Annotated in this window: 21 protein-coding genes and 2 tRNA genes; 14 read left to right on the top strand and 9 right to left on the bottom strand. The window is 42.8% G+C overall.

Annotation, left to right across the window (positions count from 1 at the left end; all coding sequences use genetic code 11):
• Window positions 1–264: 264 nt before the first annotated feature.
• Window positions 265–1518, top strand: coding sequence for a TlpA family protein disulfide reductase (locus H6550_11965; protein ID MCB9046838.1), 1254 nt, complete (start codon window positions 265–267; stop codon window positions 1516–1518).
• A gap of 81 nt (window positions 1519–1599) precedes the next feature.
• Window positions 1600–1809 carry a DUF4287 domain-containing protein gene (locus tag H6550_11960; GenBank protein ID MCB9046837.1) on the top strand — a complete coding sequence of 70 codons (210 nt, stop codon included), beginning with the start codon at window positions 1600–1602 and terminating at the stop codon, window positions 1807–1809.
• Between the two features lie 10 nt (window positions 1810–1819).
• On the opposite strand, the gene H6550_11955 is transcribed toward H6550_11960, so the two are convergent.
• From H6550_11955 to H6550_11935, 5 genes are all read right to left on the bottom strand, one after another.
• Window positions 1820–2545 (bottom strand): methyltransferase domain-containing protein, encoded by a 726-nt coding sequence (locus H6550_11955; protein MCB9046836.1) that lies wholly within the window; start codon window positions 2543–2545, stop codon window positions 1820–1822.
• A 98-nt stretch (window positions 2546–2643) separates the two neighbouring features.
• Complete coding sequence (locus H6550_11950) at window positions 2644–4080, bottom strand: Glu/Leu/Phe/Val dehydrogenase (protein MCB9046835.1); 1437 nt, start codon at window positions 4078–4080, stop codon at window positions 2644–2646.
• A 25-nt stretch (window positions 4081–4105) separates the two neighbouring features.
• Complete coding sequence (locus H6550_11945; GenBank protein MCB9046834.1) at window positions 4106–4318, bottom strand: CcmD family protein; 213 nt, start codon at window positions 4316–4318, stop codon at window positions 4106–4108.
• 10 nt (window positions 4319–4328) lie between these two features.
• Entirely contained in the window at window positions 4329–5009 is a 681-nt protein-coding gene (gene ccsA, locus H6550_11940; GenBank protein MCB9046833.1) for a cytochrome c biogenesis protein CcsA, read from the bottom strand.
• Between the two features lie 40 nt (window positions 5010–5049).
• A complete protein-coding gene (locus tag H6550_11935) occupies window positions 5050–5706 on the bottom strand; it encodes a heme exporter protein CcmB (protein MCB9046832.1) in 657 nt (218 codons plus the stop codon).
• 162 nt (window positions 5707–5868) lie between these two features.
• Here H6550_11935 and H6550_11930 point away from each other — a divergent pair.
• From H6550_11930 to H6550_11890, 9 genes are all read left to right on the top strand, one after another.
• Window positions 5869–5941: transfer RNA gene (locus H6550_11930), tRNA-Gly, on the top strand.
• Between the two features lie 70 nt (window positions 5942–6011).
• Window positions 6012–6097 (top strand) — tRNA-Leu (locus tag H6550_11925).
• Between the two features lie 281 nt (window positions 6098–6378).
• The gene (locus H6550_11920) at window positions 6379–8007 is read left to right on the top strand and encodes a T9SS type A sorting domain-containing protein (protein MCB9046831.1); all 1629 of its coding nucleotides are present in this window, start codon (window positions 6379–6381) and stop codon (window positions 8005–8007) included.
• Between the two features lie 49 nt (window positions 8008–8056).
• Window positions 8057–8629 carry a Crp/Fnr family transcriptional regulator gene (locus H6550_11915; GenBank protein ID MCB9046830.1) on the top strand — a complete coding sequence of 191 codons (573 nt, stop codon included), beginning with the start codon at window positions 8057–8059 and terminating at the stop codon, window positions 8627–8629.
• Window positions 8630–8700: 71 nt separating this feature from the next.
• Entirely contained in the window at window positions 8701–9186 is a 486-nt protein-coding gene (locus tag H6550_11910) for a hypothetical protein (GenBank protein MCB9046829.1), read from the top strand.
• 28 nt (window positions 9187–9214) lie between these two features.
• Window positions 9215–9604, top strand: a complete 390-nt coding sequence (locus H6550_11905; protein MCB9046828.1) for a hypothetical protein — start codon at window positions 9215–9217, stop codon at window positions 9602–9604.
• Between the two features lie 184 nt (window positions 9605–9788).
• The gene (locus tag H6550_11900; protein MCB9046827.1) at window positions 9789–10226 is read left to right on the top strand and encodes a GNAT family N-acetyltransferase; all 438 of its coding nucleotides are present in this window, start codon (window positions 9789–9791) and stop codon (window positions 10224–10226) included.
• A gap of 3 nt (window positions 10227–10229) precedes the next feature.
• Window positions 10230–11366 carry an alanine/ornithine racemase family PLP-dependent enzyme gene (locus H6550_11895; protein MCB9046826.1) on the top strand — a complete coding sequence of 379 codons (1137 nt, stop codon included), beginning with the start codon at window positions 10230–10232 and terminating at the stop codon, window positions 11364–11366.
• Window positions 11367–11424: 58 nt separating this feature from the next.
• Window positions 11425–12528 carry a mechanosensitive ion channel family protein gene (locus H6550_11890; protein MCB9046825.1) on the top strand — a complete coding sequence of 368 codons (1104 nt, stop codon included), beginning with the start codon at window positions 11425–11427 and terminating at the stop codon, window positions 12526–12528.
• A 5-nt stretch (window positions 12529–12533) separates the two neighbouring features.
• On the opposite strand, the gene H6550_11885 is transcribed toward H6550_11890, so the two are convergent.
• A complete protein-coding gene (locus tag H6550_11885) occupies window positions 12534–13082 on the bottom strand; it encodes a cupin domain-containing protein (protein MCB9046824.1) in 549 nt (182 codons plus the stop codon).
• Between the two features lie 47 nt (window positions 13083–13129).
• Here H6550_11885 and H6550_11880 point away from each other — a divergent pair, with 47 nt between their 5' ends.
• Complete coding sequence (locus tag H6550_11880) at window positions 13130–13765, top strand: TetR/AcrR family transcriptional regulator (protein MCB9046823.1); 636 nt, start codon at window positions 13130–13132, stop codon at window positions 13763–13765.
• A gap of 59 nt (window positions 13766–13824) precedes the next feature.
• Here the strand turns inward: H6550_11880 and H6550_11875 are convergent, their stop codons facing one another.
• Window positions 13825–14265: an Hsp20/alpha crystallin family protein gene (locus H6550_11875; GenBank protein MCB9046822.1), complete on the bottom strand. Its 441-nt coding sequence runs from the start codon at window positions 14263–14265 to the stop codon at window positions 13825–13827.
• A gap of 395 nt (window positions 14266–14660) precedes the next feature.
• Window positions 14661–15530, bottom strand: a complete 870-nt coding sequence (locus tag H6550_11870) for an SDR family oxidoreductase (protein ID MCB9046821.1) — start codon at window positions 15528–15530, stop codon at window positions 14661–14663.
• Window positions 15531–15715: 185 nt separating this feature from the next.
• Here H6550_11870 and H6550_11865 point away from each other — a divergent pair, with 185 nt between their 5' ends.
• Window positions 15716–16780, top strand: a complete 1065-nt coding sequence (locus H6550_11865; GenBank protein ID MCB9046820.1) for a rhodanese-related sulfurtransferase — start codon at window positions 15716–15718, stop codon at window positions 16778–16780.
• 3 nt (window positions 16781–16783) lie between these two features.
• The gene (locus H6550_11860; GenBank protein ID MCB9046819.1) at window positions 16784–17002 is read left to right on the top strand and encodes a DUF2132 domain-containing protein; all 219 of its coding nucleotides are present in this window, start codon (window positions 16784–16786) and stop codon (window positions 17000–17002) included.
• An 89-nt stretch (window positions 17003–17091) separates the two neighbouring features.
• Here H6550_11860 and H6550_11855 read toward each other — a convergent pair whose 3' ends face one another.
• Window positions 17092–18765 carry a T9SS type A sorting domain-containing protein gene (locus H6550_11855; protein MCB9046818.1) on the bottom strand — a complete coding sequence of 558 codons (1674 nt, stop codon included), beginning with the start codon at window positions 18763–18765 and terminating at the stop codon, window positions 17092–17094.
• Window positions 18766–18800: the final 35 nt, after the last annotated feature.

Genomic DNA, 18800 nt, shown 5'->3' with positions numbered 1-18800 from the left:
ACTAAAACAGTACGCCATTATATACCAAGTCTATTACTCATGTATTTTGTAGCGAATAATTTAGACTTATACTGCATGTTGTCATTACCGTGATTTTCTGGACAAAAAGGAGGCTGTTTTTTATAAAATATATCGTTCGTTTACCTTCATATAGCTTGTGGCCATGCTGGACGGGAGTTAGTATGCTAACAAGACCGACCAAAGGGGGGAGCTGCTTGTTGCATTCAAGGGCAGGATTGGTTACTTTGCTTGTTAAACCGCAAGATGTCACTAAGAATAATATATTCAGCACTAATACTTTTATGCACCGGCTATGCTCATGCAGGTAGCAACCCATTTGCTGCTGAGCAGAAAACGTATTACTACAAAAAGCTTGATCAGGTAATTACGGAAAACAGGTACAGGGATACCGGTTTTAAGAAGGCAGTTTCTGTAAATGATAGCATTATTGTCATCAGTCATTCAGAAGATGGTATTTACCTGGTTGACTATTTTGGCAGCAGGAAAATAGTATACGTTGAAGGGGATACGGTCAACCTGAACCTTGAACAGTCTGAACCTGTAAATGAATTAAGTAAACTGGTAACAGGTCAACTCAAGGATGTTACCATAGCATCTATACAGGCATTGTGGCAAAAGCTATCCGCTTTGGATAATATAGATCCGGATTATTATAAGTCCATGTTGACAGATCTGTTACTGAACCATCAACCGGATGCGATTACTGCTGTTCCTGTAACGGAACTCCTGTCGATAGTATATGATCAGACAAAGGCATTGGGTGATTTTGAGTATACCCCGAACATGTGTACAAAATGGCCGCTATACACTGCACACAGGGTAGACAAGACCATATTGAGGTCGATAAAGGCATGGCATGGGGACGAAGTGAGCAGGATATTTGACCTGAATGAGCAATATAGTGACTGGCGCAACATGACAGCTGATTCCATAGAAAAGATACAGCATGAACTGGATGTACTTAAGGTGAAATTTCCCACTATTTCTAAAGCGCACTCTTACTTGTTTGAGGTTCCTGACAAGATAGATTTCCCTATGTTCGTTAACGACACAACATTAACGAAAATTGATATTACCAACCGGTTGGCAGGCAAATACACTATCATGTATTTCTGGGGTACATGGTGTGCTCCGTGCCTCAGGATCGCTAAGGATGTGTTGCCGCTGATACAGGAACAAATTTCCGGTAATGACAGCCTGCAGATAATAACGGTGGCTGCTGAAAGTTCTTCAAGAACCGCCATGTGGCAGGAGGATGTGAGTAAGAATAAAAGAGGGCTTTATAATGCGGTTGCCATAAGCGAAATGGATAATGGGTGGAGTGGCCCCGCTACACCACAGGTACTGCAATTACTGGAGATATTCTCATTGCCCAACTTTTTTGTTATTGGTCCGGACAAAAAAATAATTCTCAGAAATGACATCAATGGGAAGGAGACGATGAAAATAGTGGATCGTATAAATGGTAACAATCCCCCCGGAGACAGTTACAGATAATATGGTTCGTGTTGGGCCAATACCGTTATTCGCTTTTATCAATTAATTTCAATACTGTAACTCTTACACAAAACGATAATTATGAAGAAAGAATATTGGGATGTGACGGATGAACAGGTGGTTGAGAAAACAGGGAAAAAAATTGCGGATTGGATAAAGATACTCAAGGCTTTCAAGGCAGAGGACAAAAAGTCGAACGATGTGGTGGCGCACCTGCAAAATGAGTATAGTGTTCCACGCTACTGGGCGCGCACGCTTACCACGCTGTACCTGAAACAGCAGAACGGATAGCATGCAGGTTTTATTTCCTCAACAGGAATATCTCCTGCTGCTTGAAAACGTGACGGTCTTTTATGGCCGATGTTAAGGTGTCAGCATAGTTTCGGTGTTCTACCTTAAATCCCGGGTCTGTGAACCTATCCATAAAATCAGTACCGTATATACGAACATGGTCGAACTGGCCGAAGTGTTTGCGCCTTTCTTCCTGCGATGTGATGGATGGGTCTTCGTAAGTGGTGGCCCTGCCTTTCTCGTATGGTACTTGTAATATGGCGAAGCCTCCTTTTTTCAGTACGCGGTATAGTTCGGCTATGGCCTTTTGGTCGTCCTTTATATGCTCCAGCACATGGATGCAGATGATAGCATCGACCGTTTCATCCTCCATGTTGATGTCGGTGATGTCCATATGCACAGTGCCTTTGGGGTAGGTGTATACTTCTTCAAACTTATCGGCGGGGATATAGTTCTTGCCCAGCTTTTTTGAGAAGATATCGTACAGGCATTTTTCAGGTGCTATATGCAGCAGCTTTGTATTATTGGTTATGAGTTGCAACTGTTCTATAAAATGCCATATCAGCCTGGTGCGCTCCAGCGAGCCGCATTGAGGACATAGTGCGTTGGGCCTGTCGAGGTAGGGTAGGAAGGAACTGTATGAACTGCCACAGACATTGCAGGTGACATTGCCTCCCGCCAGCAGCCTAGCCAGTAGTTTGGTTTTGATCTTCTTTTTAAAACGGTTGAAGTTCATACAGAATCGCTAATATACTACAGATGAATGAAGGGTAATAAAACAAAAAACCGCCTCTTATAAGAGGCGGTTCTATAATTATTTATTGTAATTGTCGATTATGGGAAGATACCCAGCTCTTCGTAAGCTACACCTACTTTGTTGATAGACACAACAAAAGCAGCCGTACGCATATCGTTGATACCCAGGGTGATCATCATATCGCGGATCTCGTGGTATGAGTCGATCATCGTGTCTTCCAGTCCTGAGTAGATCAGGTCTACTTCATCAGGTCCATGCAGTATCTGCTTGCGTTCGATATCAGTTACTTTCTTGCCTGTCAGTGCTTCAACCGATTGCAGTATCTGCGTATTCTGATTTTCGCTGAAACGCTTGTCCATACGCCCGAAACGAACGTGGCTCAGGTTCTTCAACCACTCGAAGTAAGAAACGGTAACACCACCTGCGTTGATGTACATATCCGGAACTATGATACAACCTTTGGCCAGCAGTATCTCATCAGCTTCAGGTGTCAGCGGGCCGTTGGCAGCTTCGCCGATGATCCTTGCCTTGATCCTGTCGGCATTGCTGCCGTTGATCACGTTCTCCAGAGCAGCCGGTATCAGGATGTCGCAATCCATCTCCAGTGTCTGCGCACTGTTAGGTATATCTGTAGCACCGGGGTAGCCCAGTATTGATTTGTTTTCTTTGCGGTATGCCACTACTTTGTCCGGGTCAAGACCGTTCTCATTATAGATACCACCTTCGTATTCGGCCAGGCCAACGATGATAGCACCACCTTCGTGGAAGTATTTGGCAGCGTGGTAACCTACGTTACCCAGGCCCTGAACGATCACTTTTTTACCTGCCAGGCCAGCTGTCAGGCCAACCCTCTCCATATCTTCGGCAATAGAACATACCTCACGGATACCATAATATACACCCAGGCCTGTAGCCTCGGTACGGCCACGAACACCACCTTGTGTAACAGGTTTACCTGTAACACAACCCAGAGAGTCTATCTCGCCCGGTTTCAGAGAAGCATAGGTGTCAGCGATCCAGCTCATTTCTCTTGCGCCTGAACCGTAGTCAGGAGCCGGAACGTCGATGCCGGGGCCGATGAAATTCTTCTTCACCAGTTCTGATGCATACCTGCGGGTAATTTTTTCCAGTTCGAACGGAGTGTATTTCCTGGGGTCGATCTTGATACCGCCTTTGGCACCGCCGAAAGGAACATTTACAATAGCACATTTGTAGGTCATAAGTGCAGCGAGCGCCATCACTTCGTCCTGGTTTACATCCATACTGTAGCGGATGCCGCCCTTACAAGGCAGTTTGTGGTGGGAGTGTTGTACACGATACGCTTCAATAACCTCTATCTCTTCACCAATCCTGACAGGAAATTTCATCCTGTACACACTGTTGCATGATTTGATCTGCTCCAGTATACCTGGCTCGAAACGAGTGTATTTTGCAGCCTTGTCGAAATTTTGCTCTACGCCGCGAAAGAAACTGTAATGGGCTTTTTTTGAATCTGCAGTTGTTGCTTCTCCCATGATTTTGTTTAGTTAAAAAATGATACTATTTGTTTTTTTCCAGGTTGCCGATCTTGCGATCAATTCTCACCAGGTAAGTAATTAATCCCGCAAAGATAGTGGCTAATACTAAAACAACAACGTAAATTTTACCATCTGTACGCATCGCGTCGGCCATTTCGGGCGTATTTTCCTGCGCAGCGGCCTGCAGCAGAAAAAGCAGCGTAAAAACTGTTGTCAGGAATGATACTTTATACATTGTATGTCAATTACTTTTCGAAGTTAAGAAAATCATTTTCCCTTTTAAAACGCAGCAGTTCTACCCTTATCGCCAGGGTGCTTATCCACAACCCCAGGAGGAACCATCCGATGACAGCCGGGTAGAATACTGCCCTCATCTGGCTGTCCAGGTCATAAGCGTTGAAACCGGGGTTGCCACCGTTGCCGGGGTGCAGCGAATCGACCATACGGGGTAGTACCCATATCAGCGGTATCATCAGTGCGAAAGCGAAAATATTATATACGGCACTTATCTTGGCGCGTTTCTCTTCGTCGTTCATACCGCCACGAAGTATGAGGTAGGCAAAGTATATGAGCATGCATATAGCAGTGCCCAGTTGTTTGGGGTCGTTGCTCCAGGGCTCTCCCCATGTATATTTGGCCCATTCCATACCAGTGACCATACCCAGGATGCTGAACACAATGCCTACTTTGGTAAGCACGGCAGCATTGATGTCATGCACCAGGTTGCCCGAGCGGAGGTATTTAATAGAATACCCGAAACCTCCTGCAAATAATAATATCATAGAAAACCACATAGGTACGTGGTAGTACAGGTTGCGGATGGTTTCGTTGAGGATGTGCCTGCGGGGAACAGGTAATAACAATCCACCGATTATTGCATAAGCTAACAGAATAACACAGGCTACCTTCCACCAGGATCTTCGCATGGGCTCAATTAAAAAGTTTTAGCAAATGTATAAGATTATATTATTCCTGCCACAGAAACGGGAATAGTATAATACCTAATATTATTATTAATATATCCAGTGAGGATAATACGATCATCAGTTTCCACCAGCCGGGCTGGTAAACGGGCACTATGGCCTTTACCGCCAGTTTGCTCAGTATCATTAATATAGGCGTAGCCAGCGGGAAACCCAGTATGGCTATCAGGGCGGCATTATTGTGCGCCCTTGCCGCTATGGCGGACAGGAAGGTGAATATTACCGCAAGGCTGATACCTCCCAGTGCTGTTACACCGGTAAATACTCCCAATTGAACAATGGGCGCCCCCAGCATGATATTAAATAATACCAGGGCGATGCCGCTGACCATAAGCATGAGCAGCGTGCTGTATACCATTTTGGCCAGCAGGAAGTGCACCGGCGGGACAATGGTAAAATAATACCTGAAACGATTAGGGTGCTCCTGCAGGAAACTTTTGGCAACCGAGTTGACCGCAATAAATAGTTGGGTGATCCAGAACAGGGCGTTCCATATTTTGGCTTCGGGCTGGCCGCTCATCATATATACCATAAACACTGTGGAGCCTACATAAAGCAGTACGCCATACAGGGTGTGCTTTTGCCGCCATTCCAGCAGCAGGTCTTTTTGAATCAGTGTCAGTACCTTGTTGTCGGGCATGTAGCTGCAAAGGTATATCAGTAAGGGGTAAGATGTTAATATACAGGACATATTTTAGGATGTGAGGGCAGAGGTCTTCTCATAAAAAGAAATATATTTTCAGGGTTTTGGTTTTTACTTTTTGTCACCTATCTTTGCACTCCCAAAGTTCTTACAACGTATGCGGAAGTAGCTCAGCTGGTAGAGCATCACCTTGCCAAGGTGAGGGTCGCGGGTTCGAATCTCGTCTTCCGCTCATATCATTAAATTCCAAACCCAGCGTTTGGAATTTTTTGTTTTAAGCCTGTTTTGCAGGCAGCAAGGCTGCCTTGGTGGTGGAACTGGTAGACACGCAGGACTTAAAATCCTGTTCGCAGCAATGTGAGTGCGGGTTCGATTCCCGCCTGAGGCACAAAAGCCGATCTCTTTGAGATCGGCTTTTTTATTGTGGGTATTTTAATTGGCTAATAATTTTTTGTAAATACCAAACTACATAGCTTTACATTGGCCGATTACCTATGCAGTAAATAATTTGTAAAAATTGTAATTGTGTTAACTGTGAAAAACTTATCCCGGTTATTTTTCCTGTCGTGCTTATTATTATTGTTTGTTAAAGGGCAAGTCAATGCCCAAACTACTCTTAAGACCTTATTTATCGGTAATAGCTACACCTATGTGAATAATTTGCCTCAAATGGTCAGTAGCGCTGCTTCGTCTGCCGGTGATGTGTTGACATATGACCTATATGCCCCGGGTGCCTACAAACTACAGGATCATTATGCAGATACGAATGTGCGTAACAAAATAAAGAGCGACAATTGGGATTATATAGTGATACAGGGACAAAGCCAGGAACCGGTAACGCATACCTCGCAGTTCTTTGGTGGGGCGCATGGTATTACAGACATTATCAATCAATACAAGCCTTGTTCTGTAATAATGCTGTACATGACCTGGGGCAGGAAAAACGGCGATTCTGCCAATTGTCCGAAATTTCCGGTGATGTGTACCTATGATGGTATGGACACTACAATCAGGGACGAATATCTTGAGTTGGCCGGTGAGTTGAATGCAGAGGTGTCACCTGTTTCAATAGCCTGGCATTATCTGAGGGTACATTATCCCAATATCAACCTATATCAACCGGATGAGAGCCATCCCTCATTAGCAGGTACTTATGCGGCAGCTTGTTGCTTTTATACCACTCTGTTTAAAAAGGACCCTACCGGCATATCTTTCAATCCGGGTTTGAGTGCCGGGGATGCTGCCATTATCAGGAGTGTTGTTAAAACACAGGTGTATAGTAAGCTAAGTTCGTGGGATATGAAACTGCCACCCTCCTCTGACTTTACCTACCAGGTAGGTGCGGGTGTTAATGAAGTATTATTTCATATGAAAAACAGGTACATGGCTGAAACAATATTGTGGGATTTTGGTGACAATACGACATCCGATCAGCCCTATCCCTCTCACTTGTATAGTTCAAACGGTACTTATAAAGTTTCGCTGACAACTACCAATTGTGATATGCAGGGGATGCACACAAGTACGACAGACACTATTATCCAGTTTTGCAGCCATACCCCTACGATATATACCAACAATGCATGGTTATGCAATTATGACACCCTTTGGACACAGACCGCAGACTCCTATCAATGGTTCTATAATTATGATCGTCTTCCCGAGCACGACAGGTCACTCATTAATTACAAGGCTTACGGTATATCACAGTTTGCTGTGATGTCGACAGTCAATGGTTGCTCGGAGTTGTCGCAAACATTTTCAAAAACACCGGAATGGTCAGGCTACTATTTTGATATAATGCCAAACGGAGACCCCTGTAAGGGTGATACTGTTTGGTTTAGTGTATTGCATATCAACGGGACTTTGTCAGGTACAGAAAATATCTTATGGTATAGAAATGATACACTTTTACAATCATCGATAAACAAGGATACATTGTTCATCACAACTGAGGGTAAATATGAATGTAAGGTAGTCGACCCAGCTACACATTGTCCTTATGATACGACCACCTCTTCGGTAACGTTTAATTGCGGGACTACTTATATTGCAAAAAGTCCGGTACAAAAAGTCTGGCGTATATTTCCCAATCCTGTAAACAGCAGTATTACTGTTACATTTGCAGAGGATGCAGTGCCCGCGGTTCTGAATATATATAATACCGCCGGCTACCTGGTGCAAAAGACATTGGTTGAGTCAGGCGACAGGGTTGATGTTTCTGACCTGTCGCCGGGACTGTATTTTATCCGTTTGGGGAACGGCTCATATTCAGTTTTGAAATTTGTGAAACAATAAAAACTTGTTACATGAGTTTTTATATTCGTGTATTACTTAATGATAAAGTATGCATGGCGACCTGCTAAGAATATTCAATAGTATTACCCTGCTTAGCCCGGAGGAAGAAGAGCTTATAACTAAAGCCTTTAAGCCTATGTTGCTGACCAAAGGGGCATTTTTTCTGAAGGAAGGAGAGATGGATAAATATATCGGCTTTATAAAAACCGGGTTGGTTCGGTACTTTGTATATAAGAACGACGAAGAAGCAACCTTTGAGTTTACAAAAGAGGGTGAATTTATTGCCGATTACCAGAGCTTCAACAATCATATAAAGACTGTACAGAATATACAGGCAATAGAGAACTGTGAGCTGCTCGTTATTAATTATGAAGATGTACAGTACATCTTTAATAATACACCACATGGCAACCTGCTGGGCAGGATTATAATAGAACACCGCTTTGATGTGATGGTTGGCCAGCTTTTGTCCATCTATATGCATAACCAGGAAGAGCGGTACAAGAAATTTATGGCCAACTATACCGACCTGGCACAGCGTATTCCTCAATACCTGATAGCCTCGTACGTAGGCGTAAAACCGCAGTCGTTAAGCCGAATAAGAAAAAGGTTTGCACAGTAGGGAAGTTAACTTAGGTGTATCTGTTTTAATATAGCCCATCTTTACCTTTGGCGGGTAAAATATCCGTGAAGATGAATAAATATGTTTTGGGGTTATTACCAGCTATAGCCTTGTCAATAATGCTGTACGTATTGTGCTCTTTTAGTCCTGCGACTACAACTATTCCCCCTGCTTACACAGGCGAATGGTACAGTGATAGTGCCGTGCTGACGGTAAGGGTACGTGCGAAAGGACTCAAGTATAGCTTTGTAAAAGGCAGGGTAGCTATACGTGTGAAAATAACGTCAGACGGCACAGCCACGGGTGTGATAGGTGATGCTAAATTTACACAAGCGACAGTTGTGAAAAATAAAGGTAATGAAGCCATTACGGGTATTGCTTACAAAGTAAAGTGCGGGATGTTGGGGAAAATGTTTCACGACGATCCGCTGGAGAGCAAGCCTGTAGAATTATGGCTGAAGCCTGTAAAGAAGGATGGTGTATTAGTAGCCGAAATAAGACAGAAAGATGGTTGGGACGCTTTTCCCATGGGTGAATGTATAACCACAAAGAAATAAAATAGCTTAATTACATAAAACAAATATCATGAAAGGCAGGATGCTGAATCTGTTTTTGATACTTACATCACTTATTGGATATATGGAGTGGGGGAAAGATAGCAGCGTATTTTTATTTACAGCTGAATGGGAAGTAATAACAAAGCTGTTTGCCAACACAAGGTCTGCTGTGCATCCGTTTACTGTTATCCCTATGCTGGGGCAATTGCTATTGTTGTTTACTTTATTTCAGAAACAACCGGGTAAGGTGCTGACTTATATTGGCCTGGGATGTATAGGCTTATTATTACTTTTTATTTTCCTGATAGGGTTAATGAGCCTGAATGTCAGGGTGCTGTTGTCTACTATCCCCTTTGTAGCTTTGGGTATATATACTATTGTATATTATCGCAGGAGGCGGGCCGGGCGTAGTGTGTAGCCTGTTGTCGTCCGGTTACAAAAGAGATAAAAATAATTGTTGTATCTTTGCATTGTAATATTTCTTTTGCGCCGGCTGTTATCTGTTCATTTTCAGCGATCTACTGCACGTTTTTTTATTTTTGGCCGGTCTTTTACGTCAATTACTATTGACTCTGCGTGTTGTATTGCTGCAATACATAATTATGGAAATACGCACATATACACCAACTGTAATGCCGGAAGAGGCACAGTTCAAGGCTATTAACGAGTTTTTACACACACACCTGGAGCAGTACGGCGACAGGATGGAAGATATAGCTAAGGCTATGCGCTACTCGCTGGGAGAAGGGGGTAAGCCGGGAGGCTTTGTTTTAACATCAACTGAAGGTGATGATATCACCGGAGCCGTAGTAGTGAATAAAACAGGTATGAATGGTTATATACCCGATAATATACTTGTGTACATAGCTACACATAATCAACACAGGGGGAAAGGCATTGGGAAAAAACTTATGCAGAAAGCTATAGAAATAGCCGAAGGCGATGTCGCCTTGCACGTAGAGCCAGAAAACCCGGCTAAGTTCCTGTATGAGAAATTGGGGTTTACCAATAAGTATCTTGAAATGAGGTTAAAAAAATAAGCCATGGCGTTTGTTACATTAGATAAAGAGAAGCTGGCGGATAACTATCATTACCTGGACACACTTTTTAAACAAAAAGGCATCAAATGGTCGGTTGTTTCAAAAATGCTGTGCGGTAACAAGACCTACCTGGATGTGTTATTGAAGCTTGGCGTAAAAGAAGTTTGCGATTCAAGGGTTACTAATCTGAAACGTATTAAGGCTATAAATCCTGAAGTGGAGACGGCTTATATCAAACCGCCGCCCAAAAGGTCTGTGCGTAAAATCGTTGAGTTTGCAGACGTGAGCTTTAATACGGAGTTTGAGACCATAAAGCTGTTATCTGACGCTGCAGTTGAGCAGAATAAGACCCACAAAGTTATCATTATGATAGAACTGGGTGAGCTGCGCGAAGGCGTGATGCGCGAAGACTTTATGGACTTTTACGCAAAGGTGTTTGAACTGCCGAATATCGAAGTAATAGGTATTGGAACCAACCTTACCTGCATGTATGGCGTATTGCCGAATCATGATAAGTTGATACAACTGAGCCTGTACAAAGAACTGATAGAGGCTAAGTTCAATAAGAAGATACCTTATGTATCAGGTGGCTCATCAGTTACAATACCACTTATATTTCAAAACCTGTTGCCCGAAGGTGTTAATCATTTCAGAGTAGGTGAGACTTTGTTTTTAGGTACAGATGTTTACCATAACAAACCTTTCGACCAAATGCATAACGATGTCTTTAAGTTATATGCTGAGATCATTGAGCTTACAGAAAAGCCGACGGTGCCTATTGGAGAGCTTGGACATAACCTTACCGGTGAAATAAAAGAGTTTAATGATGAGCAACGGGCTGCTTCTTCCTACAGGGCAATTATAGACCTTGGGTTGCTGGATATCGAGTCTAATCATCTTATCCCTTCTGACGAAAACATAAAACTGGTAGGCGAAAGCTCTGATATGATCGTGGTAGACCTGGGACAGAATCCCAAAGGGTATAAAGTAGGCGACTTGCTGGAATTTAGTATGACCTATATGGGTACGCTCAGGGTTATGCACTCTGACTATGTAGAGAAGAAACTTGCAGGTGGCCATATAGTTCCCGCCAACACAAACCCGATAGAAACGAAACCTGAAAAGCAGTTGCACAGATAGTTGATTTGTCGGTAACATTTCATTATTATTTTTGCATCTTATTAAGATATACTTATTTATGAGTGCTTTCTGGCAATATATGGTTTGGGGTAATAGTATTAAAGATTGGGGAATTGCGATAGGTGTTTTTGCAGGTCTATGTATTTTTATTCGTGTTTTTGAGTTTCTGCTGATACGCTACCTGAAAAGGCTGGCAGAAAAAACCGTGACGCAGTTTGATGATTTTGTGATAGAGATCATTCATACCTGTGTCGTTCCGATACTATATTTTGGTAGTGCGTATGTGGCCATGAGGTCGCTGAACTTCAACGATACGGTGTACGCTGTTGTGCATACGGCATTGATGGTCGTTTTTACGTTTTATGTGTTGCGCATCATCACCTCTGCGATTAAGTATACGGTTTATAGTTATTTGAACAAACAGGAAGATGCTGAGGTCAAGAAGAAGCAGGCACGTGGCATACTTATCATAGTTAATGTGATAGTATGGATGCTGGGAGGTGTGTTCCTGCTGGACAACCTGGGTAAAGATGTCACCACTATCATTGCCGGTCTTGGCGTTGGTGGTATAGCCATAGCATTGGCAGCCCAGACCATACTTGGCGACCTGTTCAGTTACTTCGTTATTTTCTTCGACCGTCCTTTTGAGATAGGTGATTTTATTGTTGTGGATGATAAGTCCGGCACTGTTGAATATATAGGTGTTAAGACTACACGTATACGTACCCTTACAGGCGATATATTGGTTATTTCCAATACTAACCTCACCAACTCACGACTGCACAACTTCAAGAAACTACAGGAACGTCGTATCCTGTTCAAGCTTGGAGTAATATACCAGACCACGCATGAGCAACTGAAAGCAATACCCGGCTATATAAAAGAAATTATAGATAATGTAGAAGGCGTCCGTTTCGACAGGTCGCATTTTTCGGGTTACGGTAACTTCAGCCTTGATTTTGAAACAGTGTACTATGTATTAGAGCCTGATTATCCTGTATATATGGACAAGCAGCAGCAGATATACCTGGCTATCTTCAAGAAGTTTGAGGATGAAGGTATTGTGTTTGCCTATCCTACGCAAACCATGTTCCTTACTATGGATAAAGGCGACCAGCTTAACATTAATACTAAGATGGTGTCTCCATCTGCTGATGCCTGATATCATTAAACAGGGTCAGGAGCATCTGCAAATTTTTTGTGCTTGCCTGCCAACTTGCCAAAAAATAATGTGATGGGGAAGATGATCTTTTTGACAAAAGCAGGTATCTCATAAAAGTCATATTCTCCGCCATATTTGTTCAGCAGGTAGGCTGTGTCGAAAGTGCCGGGGCGACCATGCGCCTTATTTTCTTTTGCAGACTGATAAATAGCTGACAGGAAATAGATAATTGTGTTTGGTGGTGATATCCAACCTTTGCAACGCATTACTTTATCTCCGGCGTTCCAGAATTTGTGTGGAGTACCGGCGTTGAAAGTCACACTTTCCCCTTCATTACAATAGTTGATCTCACCGCCCGGCATCTGGTATGCCAGTTTCCCTTCTATTACAGTTAATTTCTCATCTTGCTTAAAATGAACATGCATTGGTGGACCATCTCCGGGTGCTACTTCGTTTTGCAGTGCGAGTACGTTGCTACCCATGTCGTTTTCTTCAAAACCAAGAAAGGTGATATGTTCGCCATATCCGTTTGAAATAGTAAATGGGAATTCCATAAGAAAACTTATTTTTGACAATGTCAAATTAAATAAAATACTTGACAATGTCAAAAAATAAAATACCTACCAAAGAATTAATAGTAGAAAAAGCCCTGGAGATGTACAACGCGCAGGGTATAGAATATGTGGGTGTACGCGAGTTATCGAGAGAGTTGAATATGAAAGGAGGAAATATTACGTATTATTTCCCGACAAAGAATGATCTGGTCAGAGAGCTAATAAGCCGGTTGTCAGAAGGTAATTCGCAATTGTTTGAGTCTGAACAAGAACCCGGAATTTATAGCTTTTTACAGATGAACAGGAAGATATATGAGAATCAATACCGCTACCGTTCATTATTTGTAAGTCTGCCATTGCTGTTGAAACAAGATCCCGAATATGCTGAACGCTACCAGGAGATACAAGTGGTGCGAAGGAAAAATATATATAACCAGTTGCGTTCAATGTTCATGGGTGGTTATTTTCAAACGGGTAAGACCGAGTCGCTGGATACGATATTGGATGCGCTGGCGATGAACAACCGTATGTGGATATCAGAAGCAACACTGGACGGTATATTAGATGACAAGGATACCGCAATTAATACCTACCTGTTCAGACAAGCGGGGTTGCTCCATATCATTGCGTCGGAGAAAGGAAAGAAAGACATAGTCAGGTTCCTTAGGGAGTTAGATGAATAAAAAAGGCAGGGCAAAAGCCCCGCCTCATCTGTCAAACTACTACTCTTACACTCACGATCTTACGCTATATCTATTTTCCTTGTTGTTGCTTCGTTTGGTTCTGCTTTGGGTAAGTTTACGCTCAATATGCCATCAGCATAATTAGCAGAGATTCCTGCTGCATTTATCTTATCTCCCAGGGTAAAGTTTCTTTTGAAAGAACGGAACTTGTACTCGTTCCTGATCATCTTGTCAGTTGTTTCCTTTTGCTCTTCTTTTTGTTCGAATGAAACAGACAATACGTCTTTTTCTACCTGGATGTCAAAATCTTCCTTTTTCAGTCCCGGAGCTACCACATCCAGTTGGTATGCAGTATCGGTCTCTTTAATGTTTACCGGTGCGGTCACGTTGCTCCAATTGTCGTCAAAAAACATACGGTCCCATTTGTTGTTCAGTACACCATCCATTAATCCGCCAAAAGTTGCAGGTGTCATCGTGAAGTTTTTTCTGTGTTTGTACATAATTGTTATTAGTTTTTAATGTTATAATTGATCATTTCGTTTACATGAACATTAATACAAACTAAATACCAATTGATTTTTAGAGACAAAATGACACTTTTTCTTATTTTTAGGCGACAAAATTGCCGAATTTGTCAATTTTATAGTTCACATTGGCAATGTATATAGTATTTCTATAATGCGTAAAGAGGTATAAGTATGGCTTATTGTTGGGTTCAGGTATAGCTATATAACAGAAAAAATAATTTCTAAATGCCAATCCTTTTTTAGATATTTGCTTTACTTACGATGGGTTAGTAAGTACAGTCCTATCCCGACTTATCACGATAAGTCGGGATTTTTTTATGCCCGGCAGCATATAATTTAGGTGCAGGTATTTGAAGGTTTACTTCAGGTTATAAACTCTCTTTCAGAAAGCCATCTACGTTCCCGAACAGGAAATCAGGATACTCTTTATTGAATTTTGCAGTGATAAAACCACCAATCAGTGGTCGTGCTGCAGGTTGGTTCAGTTCTGTTGTATTCATGGGTATCAGGTCGTACTCGGCATCCGGGAAATATTGGAGAACACGCAACGCCAGTTGCACACGGTTGGTATAGTCTGTTCCGCCAATGTGGTAGATGCCATTCTTGTCATCTCTTAATAAAAGGTACATGCAGCGTGCTATATCCCATGCATTGGTAGGGCAGGCGTATTGGTCGTACGGAAGTTTAAGTGTCAGCTTTTGTTTGTCTTTGCATTGCTGCACTATACGTGCTACAAAGTTCTTACCCCTTGCCTCGTGTCCATATACATTGGTTACCCTCAGTACCAGCGTTTGTGGTATTTCTTTCAGGGCATATTGCTCAGCCTCCAGTTTGTGTTTGCCGTAAACGCTCAGCGGGTTTACTTTGTCCTCTTCAGTATAAGGTCCGTCTGTACCATCAAATACATAGTCGGTAGAAATGTAAACAAAGCGTGCGTTGCACTTTTTTGCAACAGCTACCAGGTTGATGGTGCTTTGTACGGTTTGCGTATAGCTGTCTTCGGGTTGCTGCTCACACTTATCTACGTGCGTCAGCGCACCGCAATGAACGATCACGTCAGGGGCAAAACAAACAACGTCAAAATTGTTGGCATCTTCAGGTTCGAGTGTATTGTAATATACGGTTCCAGGTACCTGGTATGAAAAGTAAGAACCTGCTACCTCCCAACCCTGTTCGGTGAAATGTTTCATGCAATTACTGCCTACCAATCCTGATGCTCCTGCGATAAATACTTTCATGGCCGCTAAGATAGTTTAAAACTTGATATTGGATAATGGCTGACAGATGTTGGATGGCATTGTTAGTGTGCTTTGTATAATAAAAAGGTGACCAATATCATGTATTTGATATTTATTATCCAATCTCCAGAATCGTTATCTTTGCGCATTATTAATTCATCGTTTAAAATCTAAGGAGGTACACCATGCCAGTGTTACACAACCGGGTATCGAACGAGGAACTGAAGCAGCGTATGTTGGCAGAGACAGAGCCACGTACCACAGTATCCTTCTACCAGTATTTCAATATTGCGGAACCGCAAAAAATCAGGGACGACCTATGGCGGGCTTTTGAGCCGCTGAAAGTATTTGGCCGTATTTACATAGCTAGTGAGGGGATCAACGGACAGGTAAGTGTGCCTGCAAGTAATTATGAGGCTTTCAGGGATGCGCTATATGCAGCTGCGCCTGAGCTAAACGGTATCCGCATGAATATTGCTGTAGATGACGATGGTAAATCTTTCTGGGTATTGAAGATCAAGGTGCGCCACAAGGTGGTAGCTGACGGGATAGATGACCCGACCTTTGATATGAGTAAGAAGGGCAAGTACCTGAAGGCGAAAGAGTATAACGAACTGGCTGCAGACCCGGAGACCATAATTGTAGATATGCGCAACCACTATGAGTATGAAGTGGGCCATTTTGAACGTGCCATTGAGGTGCCGTCTGATACTTTCCGTGAGCAATTGCCGATGGCAGTAGATATGCTGAAAGACAACAGGGATAAGAACATTATCATGTACTGTACCGGTGGTATACGTTGTGAGAAAGCCAGCGCCTACATGCTGCACAATGGTTTCAAGAATGTATTTCATGTAGAAGGTGGCATTATAGAATATACCCGTAGGGCTAAAGAGCAGGGACTGCCTGTAAAATTCATTGGGAAGAACTTTGTGTTTGATGACAGGCTGGGCGAGCGTATTACTGACGATGTGATAGCGGAATGTCATACTTGTGGTAAGCCATGCGATACCCATACCAATTGTAAGAATGATGGTTGTCACTTGCTGTTCATTCAGTGCGAAGAATGTGCTGAAAAATTACAGGGCTGTTGCAGCGAGGATTGTAAAGAAGAGCATAACCTGCCTGTAGACGAACAGCGCGCCCGCCGTGCCGGCAGGGAGAATGGCATCAAGATATTCAACAAATCGAAAGACCATCCACTACGCAAGCACCGCGAACAATGGAAGGCCGAACGGGAAAATAGTTAAGCAATGCCGGAAACACAAAAGAACAACCCATTGCATGGCATCACTTTATTAATGATGCTGGAGCAACTGGTAGAAAGATATGGTTGGGAACAACTGGGGCAGCGTATCAATATACGCTGTTTCCGGTACGACCCCAGTATCAAATCGAGCCTGACCTTTTTGCGCAAGACCCCGTGGGCCAGGAAAGAGGTAGAAGAGTTGTACCTGCTAATGATATCGTAAGGTAGTGCACAATGAGTAACACCATAGTGCGATTAGAATATTAAAAAGAAGCCCGGTACTGTACCGGGCTTCTTTTTAATATCATTTTACTATTCTAACAAAAGTTTATGAATACTTACATTTTTGTCTGTTATAACAGATAGTGAATATGATCCTGCCGGTAAATCAGGAATACTTATTTTGTATGTAAGATCCATGGAAGGAAGTTGCTCTGAGTAAGTTAACCTGCCGGTCATGTCATATAGCTTTATTAGCACAGGTGTTATGGATAAGGTATTTAGTTGCAGGATAAAATTCCCGTTGTTTGGATTGGGATGCACAGAGCTGACAGCGTTGATTTGTACTCGATGCACTGCACCGGGAGGTGTTGTGTAGTTTGTAGTATCTTTTAGCGCCCAGAGCTCATCACCGGTGGCGCCATCGTATGATGCTCTATAATAGAGAGTGCTGTCGAACATGTATAGCCTGCTTGTATTGGTATATGGGCTGGTTGCGATAGGAGAAATATTAGGTTCGATTATTTGTGTGTTTGCTGCAGTACCGTCAGAAATATACATGTGAAAGCCGGCTCCATTCCAAGCAACAAAGTAAAGATTCTTTTTGTATTGAGTAAATAAGCCCGGATCTGAATCTGACCAACTGCCCGATGCGATATCCATCAGCATACCTGTACCTGTAGCTGTTCCGTCACTATACCAGGGCTCAAACCCATTTGTGCCATCATCTGCCCTGTAGAATAGTTTGTTGTTATAGATGCCGAATTCAGTGGGATAACAACCATTCCCGGCACCTGGATAAACATTTTTTACCATCTTAGTCCCGACAGATGTCCCATCGGTCGTCCACAGCTCAACACCGTCAATCCCATCATCACCAGCAAAAAACAACTTTCCGTTAAGTTCCACAAGATTATCGCCGTATACACCTGAACCTGCCCCGGGATTGATATCTTTTAATATACTTGTTCCTGCTGCTGTGCCGTCACTTTCCCAAAGTTCCCTGCCTCTTGGTGTTGTCACTGCCATGAAATAAAGTTTGCCGTTGAATACACGCATGTTTGCAATTTGAGAACCTGAAATACCAGGGTTCAGATCCTTTACCATTACAGTTCCGGCAGCGGTACCATCTGTTACCCAAAGTTCATCGCCGTTAATACCGTCATTTGCACTAAAATATATTTTTCCACCCATCACTGTAAGTCCGTTTGGTGCACTGCTTATGGCTCCTGAATATATGTCTTTAAGTATATGGGTGTTGGCAGCAGTACCATCAGTTTCCCATATTTCAACACCGTTTGCCGAAGAGGACGCAAGGAAATATATTTTGCTATTCAAGACTGTGGGAAACATATATGTTACTATGCCACTGGATGAGCCGGGGAAAATATCAGTGAGTAACTGAGTACCTGCAACCGTACCGTCTGTCACCCAAAGCTCTCTACCATTAGCGGCGTCTTCGGCGCTAAAATACATTTTGCCATTCATGACTATGTGACCAGAAAGCATAGCATTGCTGCTATTGGCGCCGGAATAGATGTCTTTCAACATTTTTGTTCCCGCTACTGTTCCATCTGAGATCCAAATTTCATGACCATTGGCGGCATCTATTGCGCTGAAAAGCATTCTGTTACCGATGGAATCAAACTGCTGTGGATCGGAATCAAACAAACCGGAATTCAGATCAAATCCCGTAAATACAAGCGGGTGCTGAGCCTTTAGTGAAATCGAGAGAAAACAGAGAATAGATAACAAAATTCGTTTCATAGAAGATTTTTTTATGCATCAAATTTATTATACCT

The organism is Chitinophagales bacterium (assembly GCA_020636495.1).
In the GTDB taxonomy this organism is placed as follows: domain Bacteria; phylum Bacteroidota; class Bacteroidia; order Chitinophagales; family Chitinophagaceae; genus UBA5543.
Note: the sequence above shows the minus strand (reverse complement) of the source record. Positions and strands in the feature narration are given on the sequence as shown.

Coding starts and splice junctions, on each gene's coding strand:
- H6550_11870 (MCB9046821.1), bottom strand. CDS start 15,530: ATGAAAGTATTTATCGCAGGAGCATCAGGATTGGTAGGCAGTAATTGC.
- H6550_11905 (MCB9046828.1), top strand. CDS start 9,215: ATGAAAGGCAGGATGCTGAATCTGTTTTTGATACTTACATCACTTATT.
- H6550_11885 (MCB9046824.1), bottom strand. CDS start 13,082: ATGGAATTCCCATTTACTATTTCAAACGGATATGGCGAACATATCACC.
- H6550_11880 (MCB9046823.1), top strand. CDS start 13,130: ATGTCAAAAAATAAAATACCTACCAAAGAATTAATAGTAGAAAAAGCC.
- H6550_11890 (MCB9046825.1), top strand. CDS start 11,425: ATGAGTGCTTTCTGGCAATATATGGTTTGGGGTAATAGTATTAAAGAT.
- H6550_11865 (MCB9046820.1), top strand. CDS start 15,716: ATGCCAGTGTTACACAACCGGGTATCGAACGAGGAACTGAAGCAGCGT.
- H6550_11875 (MCB9046822.1), bottom strand. CDS start 14,265: ATGTACAAACACAGAAAAAACTTCACGATGACACCTGCAACTTTTGGC.
- H6550_11960 (MCB9046837.1), top strand. CDS start 1,600: ATGAAGAAAGAATATTGGGATGTGACGGATGAACAGGTGGTTGAGAAA.
- H6550_11950 (MCB9046835.1), bottom strand. CDS start 4,080: ATGGGAGAAGCAACAACTGCAGATTCAAAAAAAGCCCATTACAGTTTC.
- H6550_11965 (MCB9046838.1), top strand. CDS start 265: ATGTCACTAAGAATAATATATTCAGCACTAATACTTTTATGCACCGGC.
- H6550_11910 (MCB9046829.1), top strand. CDS start 8,701: ATGAATAAATATGTTTTGGGGTTATTACCAGCTATAGCCTTGTCAATA.
- H6550_11855 (MCB9046818.1), bottom strand. CDS start 18,765: ATGAAACGAATTTTGTTATCTATTCTCTGTTTTCTCTCGATTTCACTA.
- H6550_11955 (MCB9046836.1), bottom strand. CDS start 2,545: ATGAACTTCAACCGTTTTAAAAAGAAGATCAAAACCAAACTACTGGCT.
- ccsA (MCB9046833.1), bottom strand. CDS start 5,009: ATGCGAAGATCCTGGTGGAAGGTAGCCTGTGTTATTCTGTTAGCTTAT.
- H6550_11860 (MCB9046819.1), top strand. CDS start 16,784: ATGCCGGAAACACAAAAGAACAACCCATTGCATGGCATCACTTTATTA.
- H6550_11945 (MCB9046834.1), bottom strand. CDS start 4,318: ATGTATAAAGTATCATTCCTGACAACAGTTTTTACGCTGCTTTTTCTG.
- H6550_11935 (MCB9046832.1), bottom strand. CDS start 5,706: ATGCCCGACAACAAGGTACTGACACTGATTCAAAAAGACCTGCTGCTG.
- H6550_11920 (MCB9046831.1), top strand. CDS start 6,379: ATGGTCAGTAGCGCTGCTTCGTCTGCCGGTGATGTGTTGACATATGAC.
- H6550_11915 (MCB9046830.1), top strand. CDS start 8,057: ATGCATGGCGACCTGCTAAGAATATTCAATAGTATTACCCTGCTTAGC.
- H6550_11900 (MCB9046827.1), top strand. CDS start 9,789: ATGGAAATACGCACATATACACCAACTGTAATGCCGGAAGAGGCACAG.
- H6550_11895 (MCB9046826.1), top strand. CDS start 10,230: ATGGCGTTTGTTACATTAGATAAAGAGAAGCTGGCGGATAACTATCAT.